General features: G+C 65.0%; 17 protein-coding genes. 14 read left to right on the top strand and 3 right to left on the bottom strand.

Annotation, left to right across the window (positions count from 1 at the left end; all coding sequences use genetic code 11):
• Window positions 1-11: 11 nt before the first annotated feature.
• Window positions 12-527: a 3-hydroxyacyl-[acyl-carrier-protein] dehydratase FabA gene (gene fabA, locus G7026_RS17445; protein ID WP_138407528.1), complete on the bottom strand. Its 516-nt coding sequence runs from the start codon at window positions 525-527 to the stop codon at window positions 12-14.
• A gap of 362 nt (window positions 528-889) precedes the next feature.
• Between fabA and G7026_RS17440 the strand changes: the two genes are divergently transcribed.
• The 9 genes from G7026_RS17440 (at window position 890) to G7026_RS17400 (ending at window position 7,955) form a co-directional block, all read left to right on the top strand.
• Window positions 890-1,915 carry an NAD(P)H-dependent glycerol-3-phosphate dehydrogenase gene (locus G7026_RS17440; RefSeq protein WP_181072184.1) on the top strand — a complete coding sequence of 342 codons (1,026 nt, stop codon included), beginning with the start codon at window positions 890-892 and terminating at the stop codon, window positions 1,913-1,915.
• Window positions 1,916-1,933: 18 nt separating this feature from the next.
• Entirely contained in the window at window positions 1,934-2,272 is a 339-nt protein-coding gene (locus G7026_RS17435; RefSeq protein WP_181072183.1) for a DUF4389 domain-containing protein, read from the top strand.
• Window positions 2,269-2,733: a phosphohistidine phosphatase SixA gene (gene sixA, locus G7026_RS17430; protein ID WP_181072182.1), complete on the top strand. Its 465-nt coding sequence runs from the start codon at window positions 2,269-2,271 to the stop codon at window positions 2,731-2,733. The genes G7026_RS17435 and sixA overlap by 4 nt, the downstream gene beginning before the upstream one ends.
• Before the next feature lie 222 nt (window positions 2,734-2,955).
• Window positions 2,956-3,399 carry a hotdog fold thioesterase gene (locus G7026_RS17425; RefSeq protein WP_181072181.1) on the top strand — a complete coding sequence of 148 codons (444 nt, stop codon included), beginning with the start codon at window positions 2,956-2,958 and terminating at the stop codon, window positions 3,397-3,399.
• Between the two features lie 124 nt (window positions 3,400-3,523).
• Window positions 3,524-4,330 carry an alpha/beta fold hydrolase gene (locus tag G7026_RS17420; RefSeq protein WP_181072180.1) on the top strand — a complete coding sequence of 269 codons (807 nt, stop codon included), beginning with the start codon at window positions 3,524-3,526 and terminating at the stop codon, window positions 4,328-4,330.
• Entirely contained in the window at window positions 4,327-5,184 is an 858-nt protein-coding gene (locus G7026_RS17415) for an alpha/beta fold hydrolase (RefSeq protein ID WP_181072179.1), read from the top strand. Before G7026_RS17420 ends, G7026_RS17415 begins: the two co-directional genes overlap by 4 nt.
• A gap of 105 nt (window positions 5,185-5,289) precedes the next feature.
• Window positions 5,290-5,952, top strand: a complete 663-nt coding sequence (locus G7026_RS17410; RefSeq protein ID WP_181072285.1) for a glutathione S-transferase family protein — start codon at window positions 5,290-5,292, stop codon at window positions 5,950-5,952.
• Window positions 5,952-6,770 carry a DUF4892 domain-containing protein gene (locus G7026_RS17405; protein ID WP_181072178.1) on the top strand — a complete coding sequence of 273 codons (819 nt, stop codon included), beginning with the start codon at window positions 5,952-5,954 and terminating at the stop codon, window positions 6,768-6,770. Before G7026_RS17410 ends, G7026_RS17405 begins: the two co-directional genes overlap by 1 nt.
• A 120-nt stretch (window positions 6,771-6,890) precedes the next feature.
• Window positions 6,891-7,955, top strand: a complete 1,065-nt coding sequence (locus G7026_RS17400) for an AI-2E family transporter (protein WP_181072177.1) — start codon at window positions 6,891-6,893, stop codon at window positions 7,953-7,955.
• Window positions 7,956-7,971: 16 nt separating this feature from the next.
• Here G7026_RS17400 and G7026_RS17395 read toward each other — a convergent pair whose 3' ends face one another.
• Window positions 7,972-8,973: a patatin-like phospholipase family protein gene (locus G7026_RS17395; RefSeq protein ID WP_181072176.1), complete on the bottom strand. Its 1,002-nt coding sequence runs from the start codon at window positions 8,971-8,973 to the stop codon at window positions 7,972-7,974.
• Between the two features lie 170 nt (window positions 8,974-9,143).
• Here G7026_RS17395 and selD point away from each other — a divergent pair, with 170 nt between their 5' ends.
• The 4 genes from selD (at window position 9,144) to G7026_RS17375 (ending at window position 12,277) form a co-directional block, all read left to right on the top strand.
• The gene (gene selD / locus G7026_RS17390) at window positions 9,144-10,178 is read left to right on the top strand and encodes a selenide, water dikinase SelD (RefSeq protein ID WP_181072175.1); all 1,035 of its coding nucleotides are present in this window, start codon (window positions 9,144-9,146) and stop codon (window positions 10,176-10,178) included.
• Window positions 10,178-11,311 carry a tRNA 2-selenouridine(34) synthase MnmH gene (gene mnmH, locus G7026_RS17385; RefSeq protein ID WP_181072174.1) on the top strand — a complete coding sequence of 378 codons (1,134 nt, stop codon included), beginning with the start codon at window positions 10,178-10,180 and terminating at the stop codon, window positions 11,309-11,311. Before selD ends, mnmH begins: the two co-directional genes overlap by 1 nt.
• Window positions 11,308-11,586: a hypothetical protein gene (locus G7026_RS17380; protein ID WP_178077442.1), complete on the top strand. Its 279-nt coding sequence runs from the start codon at window positions 11,308-11,310 to the stop codon at window positions 11,584-11,586. The genes mnmH and G7026_RS17380 overlap by 4 nt, the downstream gene beginning before the upstream one ends.
• An 82-nt stretch (window positions 11,587-11,668) precedes the next feature.
• The gene (locus tag G7026_RS17375) at window positions 11,669-12,277 is read left to right on the top strand and encodes a flavin reductase family protein (RefSeq protein ID WP_181072173.1); all 609 of its coding nucleotides are present in this window, start codon (window positions 11,669-11,671) and stop codon (window positions 12,275-12,277) included.
• A 3-nt stretch (window positions 12,278-12,280) separates the two neighbouring features.
• Here G7026_RS17375 and G7026_RS17370 read toward each other — a convergent pair whose 3' ends face one another.
• Complete coding sequence (locus tag G7026_RS17370; RefSeq protein ID WP_181072172.1) at window positions 12,281-14,965, bottom strand: HAD-IC family P-type ATPase; 2,685 nt, start codon at window positions 14,963-14,965, stop codon at window positions 12,281-12,283.
• Between the two features lie 170 nt (window positions 14,966-15,135).
• Between G7026_RS17370 and G7026_RS17365 the strand changes: the two genes are divergently transcribed.
• Window positions 15,136-16,053 carry an AAA family ATPase gene (locus tag G7026_RS17365; RefSeq protein ID WP_181072171.1) on the top strand — a complete coding sequence of 306 codons (918 nt, stop codon included), beginning with the start codon at window positions 15,136-15,138 and terminating at the stop codon, window positions 16,051-16,053.
• Window positions 16,054-16,059: the final 6 nt, after the last annotated feature.

The raw sequence follows: 16,059 nt of genomic DNA, 5'->3' as shown, positions 1-16,059 counted from the left end.
GCGGAAGTCCTTCAGAAACTGTCGGTAGAGGTGAACAGGCCGACACGCAAACCTTCGGCACTGTAGATCTCGCGGCCATCGACGCTGACGGTGCCATCGGCGATGCCGAGGATCAACGAGCGGTTGATGGTGCGCTTGATATGAATGTTGTAGGTGACCTTCTTGGCTGTCGGCAGGACCTGGCCGAAGAATTTCACTTCACCCGATCCCAGTGCGCGACCGCGGCCGGGGTTGCCCTGCCAGCCGAGATAGAAACCCACCAGCTGCCACATGGCGTCGAGCCCGAGGCAGCCCGGCATCACCGGGTCGCCTTCGAAATGGCAGGCGAAGAACCACAGGTCCGGGTTGATATCGAGTTCAGCGACCAGTTCGCCCTTGCCGAACTTGCCGCCGACTTCGCTGATATGGACGATGCGGTCGACCATCAGCATGTTCGGCGACGGCAGCTGTGCATTTCCGGGTCCGAACAGCTCACCGCGGCTGCAGCGCAGCAGTTCTTCCCGGGTAAATGCGTGTTGTTTGGTCATGCGTATTCCTCAATGGTCCTCTTGATGGAGGCTTGCTGCTTCGTCGGGCCCATGGCCTGACTCAAGACTAGTCATAGACTGCGGCGTGGCGTTGAAAGTCACAGCGCCGGTCTCTACCGGTATGGTGATCGCACACCCATTTCGGTACTGCGCGAGGTACAAATCGGCAGCTACTTTAACACTAGTGATCGCCGGGCGAAGCCTTGGGCGCTTATGAGAAAGAATTCGGTGCGGGTATGGCCGCGCTGCGAAGTCGCAGCAGACCCGCTTGCGGCACACTTGTCTGGCGCCGGCTGGTCGCCGAGGACGGGCAACGTATAATGAGCGGCATTGCCATTCGCATGGCCTAGAACGGAACCCCCATGACAGATCAGCAACCAATCGCCGTGCTCGGCGGCGGCAGCTTCGGCACCGCCATCGCCAATCTGTTGGCCGAGAACGGGCACACCGCGCGGCTATGGATGCGCAATGCCGAACAGGCTGAAACGATGCGGCGGGAACGGCGCAATCCACGTTATCTCAAGGGCGTGACGGTTCTTCCCGGGGTACAACCGGTAACGGATCTGGAGCAGACCCTGGCCGACTGTTCGCTGATCTTCGTCGCGCTGCCCTCGAGTGCCCTGCGCCAGGCGCTACGGCCCTATGCCGAGCACCTCGCCGGCAAGGCGCTGGTCAGCACCACCAAGGGCATCGAGGCCGACAGCTTCCTGTTGATGAGCCAGATTCTCCAGCAGGTAGCTCCGGACGCCCGGGTGGGCGTGTTGTCCGGACCCAACCTTGCCCGGGAAGTGGCCGAGCATGCCTTGACTGCCACTGTCGTCGCCAGCGATGACGAAGCCTTGTGTCGCGAAGTCCAGGCGGTGCTGCACGGCCGCACCTTTCGCGTCTATGCCAGTCGAGACCGTTTTGGCGTCGAGCTGGGCGGCGCGCTGAAAAATGTCTACGCGATCATCGCCGGCATGGCGGCGGCGCTCGGCATGGGCGAAAACACTCGCAGCATGTTGATTACGCGTGCGCTGGCCGAGATGACCCGCTTCGCGGTGCGGATGGGTGCCAATCCCATGACGTTTCTCGGATTGGCCGGGGTAGGGGACCTGATCGTCACCTGTACCTCGTCCAAGAGTCGCAACTTTCAGGTCGGCCATGCGCTCGGCGAGGGGCTCAGCCTCTCCGAGGCGGTCGAGCGGCTGGGAGGCGAGACCGCTGAAGGTGTGAATACCCTGCGGGTTCTCAAGTACAAAGCCGAGGAGCTTCAGGTGTACATGCCGCTTGTCGCGGGGCTGCATGCCATTCTGTTCGAGGGGCGTACCCTTGAGCAGGTCATTGAAATACTGATGCGCGGGGAGCCGAAGACCGACGTGGATTTCATTTCCACCGACGGTTTCTAGGCGCCCGCAGGAGTAGCCATGAACCATTCCACTCGCACCACGGACCGGGAAAATCTCATCCTGCGCACCGTCTGGATGCTGTTGTTCTTCTTCGTCTGGCAGCTCGCCGAGCTGTTATTGCTGGCCGTCGTGGTGCTGCAGATGCTGTTGCGCCTGATCAACGGAGCCCCGCACGAGGGTATGCTGCGGTTCGGCGATAGCCTGAGCCAATACGTTGCGCAGATCGGCCGGTTCGCGACCTTCAATACCGATCGCAAGCCCTGGCCGATGTCCGACTGGCCGACTCCGCGTCCGGCCGATATAGAAGTGGTCGAGGTCGTCACTCCGCCGTCCGGCGCGCAAGAAGGACAGCCATGAAGCTCTGGCTGTTGCGCCACGGCGAAGCCGAGCCGCGTGCCCGTACCGATGCCGAGCGCAACCTCACTGAATCTGGCCGCGAGGAAGTCCGTCGCAGCGCGGGGCATCTGGAAGGGCAGCAGCTCGGGGCGATCCTGGTCAGCCCTTACAACCGTGCCCAGCAGACCGCCGAGCTGGTGCGCCAGGTGCTGCAGTTCGACGGGCCGGTGGTCACGGTGCCCTGGTTGACGCCCGAGTCGGACCTGCGCGAAGCGATGCTCTACCTGGATCGGCGCGAGGAGCGCGACCTGCTGTTGGTGACCCATCAACCTTTCGTGGGCGCGCTGGGCAGCTGGCTGGTCGACGGTCATCGCAACGGGTCGCTGCCGATGGCAACCGCTAGCCTGGCCGAGCTCGAGGGCGAGGATCTGGCCGCTGGCCTGATGAGCCTGGTTTCCTTGCGACACCCCCGCCAGGCCTGATAGCGGCTCTGTGCGGCGCGCTTGTCAGGGCGATGCCGCACGGGGCGACAACCGCTCGACAGCGGAGTCGCCTTGGCACTGCGGGTGGTTAGGCCATCTGGCCATCGATATTCGACTTCGCTTGGCATACCCTCAAGAACAGACGCAGCGCGGCCAGGGCGCCGTTTTGGCGGCCTGCTCGGCGAGCAGCGGCTACGACCAACCCAATAACAAGGAAACCGCATGACTCTCTGGAAACGTGAACCCGACCTGGACCAACTGAACGCCAACCAGAAGAACACCATTGGTGAGCTGCTCGACATCCGCTTCGAAAGATTCGACGACGAATCGATCACCGCAAGCATGGCGGTCGATTCCCGCACCCATCAGCCCTACGGCCTGCTGCACGGCGGCGCTTCGGTGGTGCTGGCCGAGACGCTCGGATCGACCGCCAGCTATCTGTGCATCGACCCGACGGCCTTTTACTGCGTGGGAATCGAGGTCAACGCCAACCATCTGCGCGCGCTGCGCAGCGGGCGGGTCAGCGCGGTCTGCAGGCCAGTGCACGTGGGGCGCTCGACCCACGTCTGGGACATTCGCCTCAGCGGCGATGACGGCAAGCCCAGCTGCATCTCTCGATTGACCGTTGCGGTGGTGCCGCTGGGCAGTGGCACGCCGGGCAGCTGACGTCTTTGGCCGGCGCCGCGCCAGATTTGGCTGGTGTGCCGCCTATTCAGGCCAGCTATGGCGATTGTCTGGCGACCCGGCGCTGCCAGACAATGTCCGCTCCTGATCGAATGTTGTGCAGTCCATGCAAAGTGTCTTTTTCGCCCACGCCAATGGATTCCCTTCGGCGACCTACGACAAGCTGTTCAGAAGCCTGGCGCCCGACTACCGGGTAACGCACCTGGAACAGCACGGCCACGATCCGCGTTTCCCGGTGGACGACAATTGGGGCAGTCTGGTCAGTGAGCTGGTCGAGCAGCTGGCCGCTTTGCCGGAGCCGGTCTGGGGCGTCGGGCATTCGCTGGGCGGGGTGCTGCACTATCACGCCGCGCTACAGCGACCGGAGCTTTACCAAGGTGTCGTGATGCTCGACTCGCCGGTGCTGACCTGGCTCGACCAGATGACCATCTGGACCGCCAAGCGTATGGGCTTCATCGATCGGCTGACGCCTGCCGGGCAGACGCTTGGCCGCCGCGAGCGCTTCGCCAGTGTCGAGCAGGCCAGGGAATATTTCGCTGCCAAGCCACTGTTTCGCGCATTCGACCCGGACTGCCTGGATGCCTACGTAACCTACGGGCTGATGCCCGACCGCGACGGCTTCAGGCTGCGCTTCGATCCACAGACCGAAATTCGTATCTATCGCAGCGTGCCCCACGTGACGCCGGGCTGGCCGCTGATGCTCAAGGTGCCGCTGGCCGTGATCAGGGGGCGCGAGAGCCGGGTGGTGCGCCCCCATCACGCCATGCTGACCCGTCTGATGCCTCACGGCGAGGCGCTTTGCATGCCGGGCAGCCACATGTTCCCGCTGGAACATCCGCAGCAGACGGCCGTCCTGCTGCGCGAGCTGTTCAGCCGCTGGGCGCTGACCCATCTGGACCAGGAGTACGCATGAGCGCGCCGTTCGAAGAGATCCGCATGAGCCTGTCGGGCGTCGACCTCGCGGCACATCAGTATGGTCCCGCCGATGGGCGACCGGTCATTGCACTGCATGGCTGGCTCGATAACGCGGCGACCTTTTCCCGCCTGGCGCCGCGGCTCGAGGGGCTACGCATCGTCGCGCTGGATCTGCCTGGACATGGCCATTCGGGGCACCGTCCGCCGGGTGCTGGCTATGCGATCTGGGACTATGCGCTCGATGTCTTGCGAGCAGCCGAGCAACTCGGCTGGCAGCGCTTCTCGCTGCTGGGGCATTCGATGGGAGCGATCGTGTCGGTGCTGCTCGCCGGCGCGTTACCTGAGCGCATCGAGCGCCTGGCGCTGATCGACGGGGTAATTCCCTATACCGGCGAGGCGGACAGCGCCCCGGCCAGGCTGGGCGAAGCGTTGCTGGCGCAGATGGCTGTCGACAGCAAGCGCAAGCCGGTCTATGCCCGCATCGAGGATGCGGTGCAGGCGCGCATGAAAGGGGTTGGCGCGGTGAGTCTCGAAGCGGCACAGGCGCTTGCCCAGCGAGGCCTGATGCCGGTCCCTGGCGGTTTTACCTGGCGTACCGATCCGCGGCTGATGTTGCCCTCGGTGATGCGCCTGACGCGCGCCCATGCGCAGGCCTTCGTCGACCGCATCGCCTGCCCGGTGAGCCTGGTTCTCGCCGAGCAAGGCTTGATGACCCAGCCGGCGCAGCTCGCTTTCGTCGAGCAGTTGCCGTTCCAGATGCATCGGATCGCAGGGGGGCATCACCTGCACCTGGACGATGATGCGGGCGCCGATGCGGTGGCTGAGCGCTTCAACGCCTTCTTCGCCGGGTGAGCCTGGCTCCGCGCAGGCTATGCAAAAGTCTGTCGCAAACCGCGCCTTGACTTGATTCGGGCAACTGGTGAGGCTGGGCGACTGGAACCTGCCTTGAGTGCCCCGATGATCGATCTCTACACCGCCGCGACGCCAAACGGCCACAAAGTGTCCATCGCCCTGGAAGAACTGGGCCTGGCGTACCGGATGCAGGTCTTGAGTTTCGACCGCAAGGAGCAGAAGGCTCCAGCGTTCCTGAAGATCAATCCCAACGGCCGGATTCCTGCCATCGTCGATCGCGACGAGGGCGATTTCGCCGTATTCGAGTCGGGGGCAATCCTGATGTACCTCGCCGAAAAGACCGGCCAGCTGATGCCATCGGATCCCAAGGGGCGTTCTCGGGTAGTGCAGTGGCTGATGTTCCAGGTCGGCGGAGTAGGGCCGATGCAGGGGCAGGCCCATGTGTTCTTTCGCTATTTTCCAGACAAGCTGCCAAGCGCGATCGAGCGCTACCAGAGCGAGACGCGGCGGTTATACGAAGTGCTCGATACGCGCCTGTACGCCTCGCGTTTCCTGGCGGACGAGTACAGCATCGCCGACATCGCCACCTATCCATGGGTCGCTTCCCATGACTGGGCGGGCGTACCGTTGGACGATCTGCCCAACCTGACCCGCTGGATGCACGAGATGGCATCCCGGCCAGCGGTGCAGCGTGGCATGCAGATGCCTACGCGTGAAGGCGACGGCGGGCGCCAGGTGCGCACCGGCCAGTCGATGCTGGTGCGCTGATGGCCAGGTTTTCTTCGCTGCGACCCTTCACCTTCTCGCTTTTACTGCTGACTGGTCTTGGCGCCTCGGCCGCAGACGTGCCCGGCAGCGCCGATCTGCAGATACTGGCGCGCTACCCCCAGGCCGAAATCGTCGACTACCGCGAGCGGCACGTCGACGAGCGCATCTACCCGCAGGATTCGCTGCGGCGTATCGGTGGAAACCTGCGCATGGCGGCCCAGATCGTTGTCGCCGGAGAGCTGACCGCCATCACCTATCTGTTGCCAAGCACCCACAGCGGTATCGAGGCCTTTACCCAGGGCCGCGAGGCGCTGTTGGAGCGCAATGCCGAATTGTTGTTCTGGTGCGAGGGTCGAGATTGCGGTTCGAGCAGCCTCTGGGCCAATTCGATCTTTGGCAAATCCATGCTCTACGGACCGGAAGGACAGCAGGCGTATCTGTTGGCGCGCCTGCCCGACGACGCCGACAGCCTGGTCGCCCTCTACGGGATAACCCGGGGCAACGGCCGACCTTACCTGCATGTCGAGCGTCTCGCACCCGATGCACCGCTCGGCGAACTGTTGCCCACATCGGCGACGCTGCTTCGTCAGCTACGCGATAGCGGTGAGCTGAGCCTGCCGCGCCTCGGCGAGCCTGGTCCTGCCTGGATCGACCTGCTCGCCAGCGTGTTGCGGCTCGACAGCAGCCTGCGTGTCAGCCTCGCCGGCCAGTCCGCCGAAGGCTGGCGCGACGCGTTGGTAGCCGAGCGCATCAGGGCGACGCGCCTTGAACTCGAGCCTTCGGAAGCGGACGGCCTGCGCATTCGCCTGCTGCGCTGAAAGACGTTCGGGACCGCCTGCAAAAAGAGGTAGCGCCGCAGCGCCATTAGGGCACACTTGCGCGCCGGCAGCTTCTGCCTGCCCGTTGCTCGCGCTGTTCATTCGATAGGGTTCGCTCGCATGCTCAACAACGACCGCCTACTGGTGCAGATCCTGCTCCTGGCCTTGCTGGGTGCCTGCCTCTGGGTACTCGCGCCCTTCGTTTCCGCACTGTTCTGGGCAGCGGTCCTGGCTTTCGCCAGTTGGCCACTGATGCGCCTGCTGACTCGGTGGTTACGCGGTAACCAGACCCTGGCGGCGGGCCTGCTTGCAGTTGGCTGGATGGTTCTGGTGGCGGTTCCGCTGGTCTGGCTGGGTTTCAATATTGCCGATCACATTCGCGACGCCAATATGCTGGTCCGCGACCTGCAGGTCGATGGTCTGCCGCCGCCTCCTGAGTGGCTCGGCAACCTGCCCCTGGTGGGGCAATACCTGGTCGAGTTATGGGAAACCATCGACGAGCAGGGCACGGCGTTGTTCGACAGTTTGCGTCCGTACATCGGTCAGGTGGGTAACTGGCTGCTGGTCCGCAGCGCGCGCATCGGCGGCGGTGTCCTCGAACTGGCGCTGAGCCTGGTGCTGGTGTTCTTCTTCTACCGCGACGGGCCGCGGCTGGCGGCCTTCGTGCACAGCCTGCTGCTACGCCTGATAGGCCCCCGCGCCGATCACTACCTGGAGCTGGTGGCCGGCACGGTGCAGCGCGTGGTCAACGGGGTGATCGGTACTGCCGCCGCCCAGGGGCTGCTGGCCTTCATCGGCTTTCTCATCGCCGATGTGCCGGGCGCGCTGGTGCTCGGGTTACTGACGTTCCTGCTGAGCATGATCCCGATGGGACCGCCGCTGGTGTGGATACCGGCCACGGCATGGCTCGCCTGGCAAGGCAACTACGGGATGGCGATCTTCCTCGGTGTGTGGGGCATGTTCGTCGTCAGCGGCGTGGACAACGTGCTGCGCCCCTATCTGATCAGCCGTGGCGGCAATCTGCCATTGGTGGTGGTGCTGCTGGGCGTGTTTGGCGGCCTTCTGGCCTTCGGCTTCATGGGGCTGTTCCTCGGCCCGACCCTGCTGGCGGTGGCCTACAGCCTGTTGACCGACTGGGTGACCAAGGAAACCGGCGTACCGCCCGCGCAGGACCCTCTCGCCTGAGTCCGCACCGGTCGCCTCAACGGTGGCCGCGGGATTTCTCGTAGTCGTCCAAGGCGTCGCTGGCGACTAGTCGCCCTAGCTGAATCAGCTCCGGCGCCTTGTAGAACTCGTAGAATTTGCAGGCGCGCTTGGGGATGTTGATCAGAACGTTGGGTGGATACCCGGCGATCTTGTACTGGGCGAGGGAGGTCTGCATCACCTCGAAGCTCTGGTTGATCAGGTCCAGCATCGACGCCGGGCCGGTTACGTCTGCCACCATCGAACCTTCGGCGGACTTCGGCGCGCCTTCCGCGGATGGCGCGGCGGCTGGCAAGCTGGCATCCACGCCTTCGGCCGCTATGGCAACGTCATGCTCCAGGCTCAGCGGGTTCGCATCGCCCTTGCGGCGGAACGGGATGTGCGCCGTCAGCGAGCTGACCATCATGTCGAATCGTCCGGGCCGCTCGATTTCCGGCAGCGGATACTCGGCGTGGTTATTGCCGTTGAGGTTCACCGCGATGATCAGGTCGCAATGGCTCGACACCACCGGCACGATTGGCAGGGGATTGAGCAGACCGCCGTCGACCAGCATGCGATTGCCCTGCAGCACCGGGGTGAACAGGCTCGGAATCGCCGCGGAGGCGCGCATGGCCTGGTGTAGGCAGCCTTCCTGGAACCAGATTTCCTGCTGATGGGTGAGGTCGGTGGCCACCGCGGTGTAGGGGATCGGCAGGTCCTGGATATTAATCTCGCCGACGATCTCGCGGATCCGACCGAAAATCTTTTCGCCGCGGATCGCCCCCAGGCTGAAGCTCAGGTCCAGCAAGCGCAGGACGTCCAGGTAATCGAGGCTTTCGATCCAGTCGCGATAGTCCGCCAGGCGGCCTGCTGCCTGTATTCCACCCACCACTGCGCCCATCGAGCAGCCTGCGATGCAGCCGATTTCGTAACCGCGCGCCTCGATTTCCTCGATCACGCCGATATGCGCGTATCCCCGTGCGCCACCCGAACCCAGTACCAATGCGACCCGCTTGCTCATTCCATTCCTCCCTGCGCAGGGGTACTAGCTTCGGACTTCGCTGCGGCGCCCGCAAGCGTGTTGCCGGTAAACGCCCGCGGTGCGCCGCCCGGCCCATGGTCGGCGGGGTCGCACGGCAAACCTTTTTGCTACAATTCGCGCCCCGTTCAGCGACCGTTACGAGAAGTGCCATGAGCGAACCGATCCGCCTGACCCAATACAGCCACGGTGCCGGCTGCGGCTGCAAGATTTCGCCCAAGGTGCTGGACGTGATACTCGCCGGCAGCGGCGCGCAGAATCTGGACCCGCGCTTGTGGGTGGGCAATGCCTCTCGCGACGACGCCGCGGTGTATGGCATCGACGAGGAGCGCGGTGTGGTCTCCACCACCGATTTCTTCATGCCGATCGTCGACGACCCCTACGATTTCGGTCGCATCGCCGCGACCAATGCGATCAGCGACATCTACGCCATGGGTGGCGAGCCGCTGATGGCCATCGCTATCCTTGGCTGGCCGGTCAACCTGCTGTCGCCGGAAGTGGCGCGCGAGGTGATCCGCGGCGGACGCGCCGTATGCGACGAAGCCGGCATCGCGTTGGCCGGCGGACATTCGATCGATGCACCCGAGCCCATCTTCGGGCTGGCGGTCACCGGGCTGGTCAGCAAGGCGCAGATGAAGCGCAACGACACCGCCACCGCCGGCTGCAAGCTGTACCTCACCAAACCCCTGGGCATCGGCATCCTCACCACGGCCGAGAAAAAGGCGAAGCTGCGCGAGCAGGACGTCGGCCTGGCACGGGACTGGATGTGCACACTCAATACGCCCGGCGCGCATTTCGGCAAGCTGGCCGGCGTCAAGGCGATGACCGACGTGACCGGTTTCGGTCTGCTCGGCCACCTGGTGGAGATGGCCGATGGCAGCGGCCTGACCGCCGAAATCCTGTTCGATCGCGTGCCGCGTCTGCCAGGGGTCGAGTACTACCTGGAGCAGGGTTGTGTGCCGGGTGGCACGGGGCGCAACTTCGAAAGTTATGGCGCACGCATCGCGCCGCTCGATGACAGCCGTCAGCAACTGCTTTGCGACCCGCAAACCAGTGGGGGGCTGCTGGTGGCGGTGAGCCCTGAAGGTGAGGCCGAATTCCTCGCCATGGCCTCGCAGTTGGGGTTGCAGCTCGAAGCGATCGGGCAACTGGTCGAAGCACGACAGCATGCGGTCGAGGTTCTTTGATGCGCGCTGACGTCAGCGATTTCCGCCAGCTGTTTCTCGACGGAGCGCCGCTGGTGGATGCCCGCGCGCCTGTCGAGTTCGCCAAGGGTGCGTTCCCGGGGGCGGTCAACCTGCCCTTGATGAACGACATCGAGCGGCAGAAGGTCGGCACCTGCTACAAGCAGCACGGCCAGCAGGCTGCCATCGAGCTTGGCCACAAGCTGGTGTCCGGCAACACCAAGGCCGAGCGGATCCAGGGCTGGGCCGACTTCGCTCGCGCTCACCCTGACGGGTATCTCTACTGCTTCCGTGGCGGTCTGCGCTCGCAGCTGGTCCAGCAGTGGCTCAGGGACGAGGCGGGCATCGACTACCCGCGCGTCGTCGGCGGCTACAAGGCGATGCGCGCCTTCCTCATGGAAACCCTCGACAGTGCCCTGGCCGAATGCCAGTTCTTGCTCGTGGGCGGCCTCACCGGTACCGGCAAGACCGAGGTGATCGCGCAGCTGGCCAACGGTCTAGATCTCGAAGGGCTGGCCAATCACCGAGGTTCCAGCTTCGGCAAGCGGGCCACACCGCAGCCATCGCAGATCGACTTCGAAAATGCGCTGTCCATACACCTGCTCCGGCTGCGAGCCGCCGGCCACAGCCAATTCGTCATGGAAGACGAGGCGCGTCTGGTCGGGCGCTGTTCGATTCCGTTGCCGCTGTTCCAGGGCATGCAGCAGTACCCGCTGATCTGGCTCGAAGACAGTTTCGAAGGGCGAGTGGAGCGCATCCTCAAGGATTACGTGATCGACCTGTGCGCTGAGTTCAGCGATGAGCACGGCGCCGACGGGTTCGCCGCCTTTGCCGTGCGACTGCAGGAAAGCCTGTCCAACATTCACAGGCGCCTCGGTGGCGAGCGTTACCAGCGCCTGGCCATGCTGATGGACCAGGCGCTGGCCGAGCAATCGCGCAGTGGCGCGGTGGACCTGCACCGCGGCTGGATCGAGGGGCTGCTGCGTGAATACTACGACCCGATGTATGCCTTCCAGCGCGACAGCAAGGCGCAGCGGATCGAGTTCGCCGGGGATCAGCAGGCGGTGGTCAATTACCTGCGCGAGCGTGCCGAACAACAGAATATGGTCGATAACAACGAGAGGAAGCTCATATGAAAGGCTGTATCGCTTTGTCGTTCATCCTGCTGGTTCTGACCGGTTGCGCTGGCAAGACCGCCTACCGCGACGCCTGTGCCAGCCAGCTGAGCGCCGCCTGGGCGGAGCTGGATCTGGCCGAGGCCGAAGGCTTCGCCGGCACCGTCAGCTACTCCAAGGCGCTGGCGCTACTGACCGGCGCCAAGACCCAGCAGCAGTTCGAAGCTTTCCGTGGCTGCAGCGAAAAAGCCGAGAAGGCGCGCTTCTACATCCGCGAGTCGCGCGCCGGTCGCTGATCGCTCCGACACCTCTTTCGCCCGGCATCCGGCCGGGCGGCGGTCATTCGCCGGGCTCGCTGCCTGGCATCCCGGAGTCGCCATGCAACTCGATTTTTCCGTGCTGAGCCCGCTCGAGGCCTACCGCTGGCTCGCCTCGACCGTCACCCCGAGGCCCATTGCCTGGGTGTCGACCCGCTCGCAGGCGGGTATCAGCAACCTCGCGCCCTTCAGCTTCTTCCAGGTCATCAGCGACGAGCCGCCGACGCTCATGGTCAACGTCGGCCTGCGCGGTGATGGCGAACTCAAGGACACCGCGCGTAACGTCATGGACAGCGGAGAGCTGGTGATCCAGCTGGTCAGCGCCGATCAGGCCGAGGCGATGAACGCCAGCGCGGCGACCCTGGGGCAGGACGTCAGCGAGTTCGAGCACTGCGGCATCGCCAGCGAGGCGTCATCGCAGGTTCGCCCGCCACGTGTGGCCGGCGCTGCGGTCGCCTTCGAGTGCCGCGTGGCTCAGGTCATGCCGTACCCACCCGAGCAGCCGACCTGTCACCTGATCTTCGCTCAGGTGCTAATCGCCCATATCGACGACCGTGTGCTCGACGAGCGTGGGCGGATCGATCCGGGCCGGCTCGATCTGGTCGCCAGGCTCGGCGGCAGCAGCTACAGCTATACCCGCGAGCGCTTCGACATGAAGCGCCCTGACTGAGCCTCACAGGCGCCGGCCACGGCGGCGCCTGACGGCTTTCTCCAACTCGACCAGCACGCACACCGCCGCGCCCGCTGCCAGGCATGCGAGCCAGGCCAGTGCATCGAGCGGCTCGGTGGCGAATAGCCGCTGCAGCGGCGACCAGTGCGTGAAGGCCAGCTGCAGCAGCACGATCAGCCCTACCATGCTCCAGACCATGCGGTTGTCGCGCCAGCTGAAACGTGCCGGGGCATTCAGCCGGCGGCTGCTGAACAGATAGCCGATCTCGCAGGCAACCAGCGCATTGACCGCCAGCGTGCGGCTCGCCTCCAGGCTCCACCCCGCCTGCTCGGACCAGAGGAACAACCCGAGGCTGAACGCCGTGATCAGCGCGGCGACCAGCAGTACGCGCCACAGCAGCTGCGGTGACAGCAGCGGCGCGCGTGGGTCACGCGGGGGACGTTGCATCAGGTCGGCCTCGGCTGGCTCGAAAGCGAGCGCCAGGGCGAGGGTGACCGCGGTGATCATGTTGACCCAGAGGATCTGCAGCGGGGTGATCGGCAGGGTCAGGCCGAGCGCGATCGCTGCCAGTAACGCCAGGGCCTGGCCGGCGTTGGTCGGCAGGATGAACAGGATCGACTTCTTCAGGTTGTCGTACACCGTGCGACCTTCTTCGACCGCGTGGGTGATGGTTGCGAAGTTGTCGTCGGCGAGCACCATCTGCGCGGCTTCCTTGGCCGCTTCGGTGCCCTTGATGCCCATCGCCACGCCGATATCGGCGCGCTTGAGCGCGGGCGCGTCGTTGACCCCGTCGCCGGTCATCGCCACCCGTGCGCCGCAAGCCTGCAGGCGCTGCACCAAACGCAGCTTGTGGGCGGGGCTGGTACGCGCGAACACCGAGGTCCGCTCCAGGAGGGCGTCGAGTTCCGAGTCGTCGAGCCGGTCCAGCTCGGCACCGGTCAGCGCCTCGCCTTCGCCCAGGCCGAGCCGGGCGGCAATGGCCCGCGCGGTGGCGGCGTGATCGCCTGTGATCATCTTCACCGCGATGCCGGCGCTGTGGCATTGGGCAATGGCGGCAATGGCTTCGTCCCGCGGCGGGTCGAGCATGCCGACCAGACCCAGCAGCACGAAGTCGCCCTCCAGGTCCTCATAGCTCAGCATGTGTTGCGAAGTGCCGAGCGGCCTCAGCGCAAGACCGAGCATGCGCAGCCCCTGGCTCGCGCCTTCGGCCAGCACGCCATGCCAATAGCTGGAATCCAGTGGCTGCGTGGAACCCTCGTGCCATTGGCGGTTGCAGACCTCCAACAACCGCTCTGGCGCGCCGACCAGATAGATCTGAGCGTGACCCGCATGGTCGTGGTGCAGGCTGGCCATGCAGCGGCGCTCCGAGCTGAAGGGGATGGCGTCGACGCGCGGCAGGTGTGCCGCTTCGTGTGCGCTCTGAAGCCCGAGTTTGCCAGCGAGAGTGAGCAGGGCGGCTTCGGTGGGATCACCCGTGATGCACCATTGGCCATCGTTCTGGCTCAGGCTCGCGCTGTTGCACAGCAATCCGGCACGCGCCAGAGCGAGCAGGTCGCTCGGCTGGGCGGACGTTCCCAACGGATCTTCCGGCTCGATGGTGCCTTGAGGCGCATAGCCGACCCCTTCGACCCGGTAGCGATGCGCGGCGGTGAACACTCGTTGTACGGTCATTTCGTTGCGCGTCAGGGTGCCGGTCTTGTCCGAGCAGATGACCGTGACCGCGCCAAGGCTTTCAACCGCTGGCAGCCGCCGGACGATCGCCTGCCGCCGGGCCATGCGCTGCACGCCGAGCGCCAAGGTGATGGTCAGCACGGCCGGCAGACCTTCGGGTATTGCCGCCACTGCCAGGCCGACCGCGGCGAGCAGCATGTCATCGACGCTATAGCCGCGCAGCATCACGCCGAAGGTGAAGGTGAGCACGGCCAGGCCCAGGACGATCAGCGTCAGCTGCCTGGCGAAGCGGGCCATATCGCCTAGCAGAGGCGTCTGCAGGCTGACCACCTCGCCGAGCATGTGGCTGATGCGCCCCAGTTCGGTATCTGCGCCGGTGGCTATCACCACGCCGCAGCCGCTGCCGGCGCTGACCAGGGTGCCGGAATAGGCCATGCTGCTGCGATCGCCCAGGCTGGCATCAGAGGGTACCGCCTCGATCTGCTTGTCGGCCGGCAACGATTCGCCGGTAAGCGCTGCCTCCTCGATGCGCAGGTCGCGGCTCTCGAGCAGTCGCAGATCGGCCGGTACCCGATCGCCGGCTTCGAGCAGCACCACGTCGCCCGGCACCAGCCGCTCGGCCGGCAGACTGATTACCTGGCCGGCCCGTCGCACCCGGCTGTCCAGGGTGAGCATTTTCTGGATTGCCTGCATGGCCTGTTCGGCCTTGCCCTCCTGAACGAAGCCGACCACGGCGTTGATCAGCACCACGCCGAAAATCACCGCGCTGTCTAGCCAGTGACCGAGGGCCAGGGTCACCAGCGTGGCGAGAAGCAGGACGTAGATCAGCAGGTTGTGAAACTGCAGCAGGAAACGCTTTACCGGCCCGCTGCCGCGGCGCTGCGGCAAGCGGTTGAGGCCGTAAGTTTCCAGACGACGTTCGGCCTCTTCAGGGCTGAGCCCTTGCCGATCGATGCCGTGATGCTGCAGCGCCTCGTCCGCCGGACGCCCGTGCCAGTTGCTTGGGGATGGGCTCATGTGTCCTCCTGATTGCGGTAAATGCATTTGCTGACAGCCTAGAAGGTGGACAACGAGCCGATACCGGCCTGGATCAAGGTTCGGGTCACAACTCTGGTACCAAAGTTTACTGGCGCTTTGCCTGGGAACTGGCGGTCTATAGCATCGCGGGTTCAACAGAGGAGAGTGGTATGCGCGGTCAACTGGATGCCTGTCTGCACGCGATCAATGAGGTATTGCTCGGCAAGGATGCACAGGTGCGGCTGGCGTTGGCCTGCTTGCTGGCGCGGGGGCACCTTCTGCTCGAGGACTTGCCGGGCATGGGCAAGACCACCCTCAGCCAGGCGCTGGCGCGGGTGATGGGGCTGAGCTTCCAGCGTATCCAGTTCACCTCGGACCTGCTGCCGGGCGACATCCTCGGCACCTCGGTGTTCGACAAGGAAACCAGCCGCTTCGTGTTCCATCCCGGGCCGATCTTCGCCGAGCTGGTGCTCGCCGACGAGATCAACCGTGCCACGCCCAAGAGCCAGAGCGCACTGCTCGAAGCGATGGAGGAGGGCCAGGTGACCATCGAAGGGGCGACCCGGCCGTTGCCCGAGCCGTTCTTCGTCATCGCCACGCAGAACCCAGTCAGTTCGGGCGGCACCTTCACCTTGCCCGAATCGCAGCTCGACCGGTTCCTCATGCGTCTGTCGTTGGGCTATCCGGCCAAGGCGGCGGAAAAGGCGCTGTTGCTGGGTGAGGCCCGCCGTGACCTGCTGCCGCGTCTGCAATCCATTTTCGATCACGCCGGACTGGCGGCGGTGCAGCAGACGGTCGCCGCTGTACGGGTCAGCGATGCGCTGGCCGATTACGTGCTGCGTATCGCCGAAGCCACCCGCACCCAGCCGCAGTTCGCCTGGGGCCTGTCGCCACGTGGCAGCCTGGCGTTGCTCGCCGCGGCTCGGGCCTGGGCCTATCTCGATGAGCGTGATTACGTGATTCCCGAAGATGTGCAGGCGGTACTGCCCGCCGTGGTAGGCCATCGGCTGCGTGAGCGTGCCGACCCGACCGGGCATGGCGGCGGCGCGCTGGTGCAGTGGCTGCTGCGCGAGGTGCCGGCCCTGTGAGCTGGC

The organism is Stutzerimonas azotifigens (assembly GCF_013522725.1).
GTDB lineage: Bacteria > Pseudomonadota > Gammaproteobacteria > Pseudomonadales > Pseudomonadaceae > Stutzerimonas > Stutzerimonas azotifigens_A.
The sequence above is the reverse complement of the archived record's forward strand: the minus strand, read 5'-3'. Positions and strand labels throughout refer to the sequence as shown.

Bases quoted from the DNA above. Each gene is read 5' to 3' on its own strand.
- G7026_RS17370 (WP_181072172.1), bottom strand. From the start codon at position 14,965: ATGAGCCCATCCCCAAGCAACTGGCACGGGCGTCCGGCGGACGAGGCG.
- G7026_RS17380 (WP_178077442.1), top strand. From the start codon at position 11,308: ATGAAAGGCTGTATCGCTTTGTCGTTCATCCTGCTGGTTCTGACCGGT.
- G7026_RS17400 (WP_181072177.1), top strand. From the start codon at position 6,891: ATGCTCAACAACGACCGCCTACTGGTGCAGATCCTGCTCCTGGCCTTG.
- mnmH (WP_181072174.1), top strand. From the start codon at position 10,178: ATGCGCGCTGACGTCAGCGATTTCCGCCAGCTGTTTCTCGACGGAGCG.
- sixA (WP_181072182.1), top strand. From the start codon at position 2,269: ATGAAGCTCTGGCTGTTGCGCCACGGCGAAGCCGAGCCGCGTGCCCGT.
- G7026_RS17415 (WP_181072179.1), top strand. From the start codon at position 4,327: ATGAGCGCGCCGTTCGAAGAGATCCGCATGAGCCTGTCGGGCGTCGAC.
- G7026_RS17425 (WP_181072181.1), top strand. From the start codon at position 2,956: ATGACTCTCTGGAAACGTGAACCCGACCTGGACCAACTGAACGCCAAC.
- G7026_RS17435 (WP_181072183.1), top strand. From the start codon at position 1,934: ATGAACCATTCCACTCGCACCACGGACCGGGAAAATCTCATCCTGCGC.
- G7026_RS17410 (WP_181072285.1), top strand. From the start codon at position 5,290: ATGATCGATCTCTACACCGCCGCGACGCCAAACGGCCACAAAGTGTCC.
- G7026_RS17420 (WP_181072180.1), top strand. From the start codon at position 3,524: ATGCAAAGTGTCTTTTTCGCCCACGCCAATGGATTCCCTTCGGCGACC.
- fabA (WP_138407528.1), bottom strand. From the start codon at position 527: ATGACCAAACAACACGCATTTACCCGGGAAGAACTGCTGCGCTGCAGC.
- G7026_RS17365 (WP_181072171.1), top strand. From the start codon at position 15,136: ATGCGCGGTCAACTGGATGCCTGTCTGCACGCGATCAATGAGGTATTG.
- G7026_RS17405 (WP_181072178.1), top strand. From the start codon at position 5,952: ATGGCCAGGTTTTCTTCGCTGCGACCCTTCACCTTCTCGCTTTTACTG.
- G7026_RS17440 (WP_181072184.1), top strand. From the start codon at position 890: ATGACAGATCAGCAACCAATCGCCGTGCTCGGCGGCGGCAGCTTCGGC.
- G7026_RS17375 (WP_181072173.1), top strand. From the start codon at position 11,669: ATGCAACTCGATTTTTCCGTGCTGAGCCCGCTCGAGGCCTACCGCTGG.
- selD (WP_181072175.1), top strand. From the start codon at position 9,144: ATGAGCGAACCGATCCGCCTGACCCAATACAGCCACGGTGCCGGCTGC.
- G7026_RS17395 (WP_181072176.1), bottom strand. From the start codon at position 8,973: ATGAGCAAGCGGGTCGCATTGGTACTGGGTTCGGGTGGCGCACGGGGA.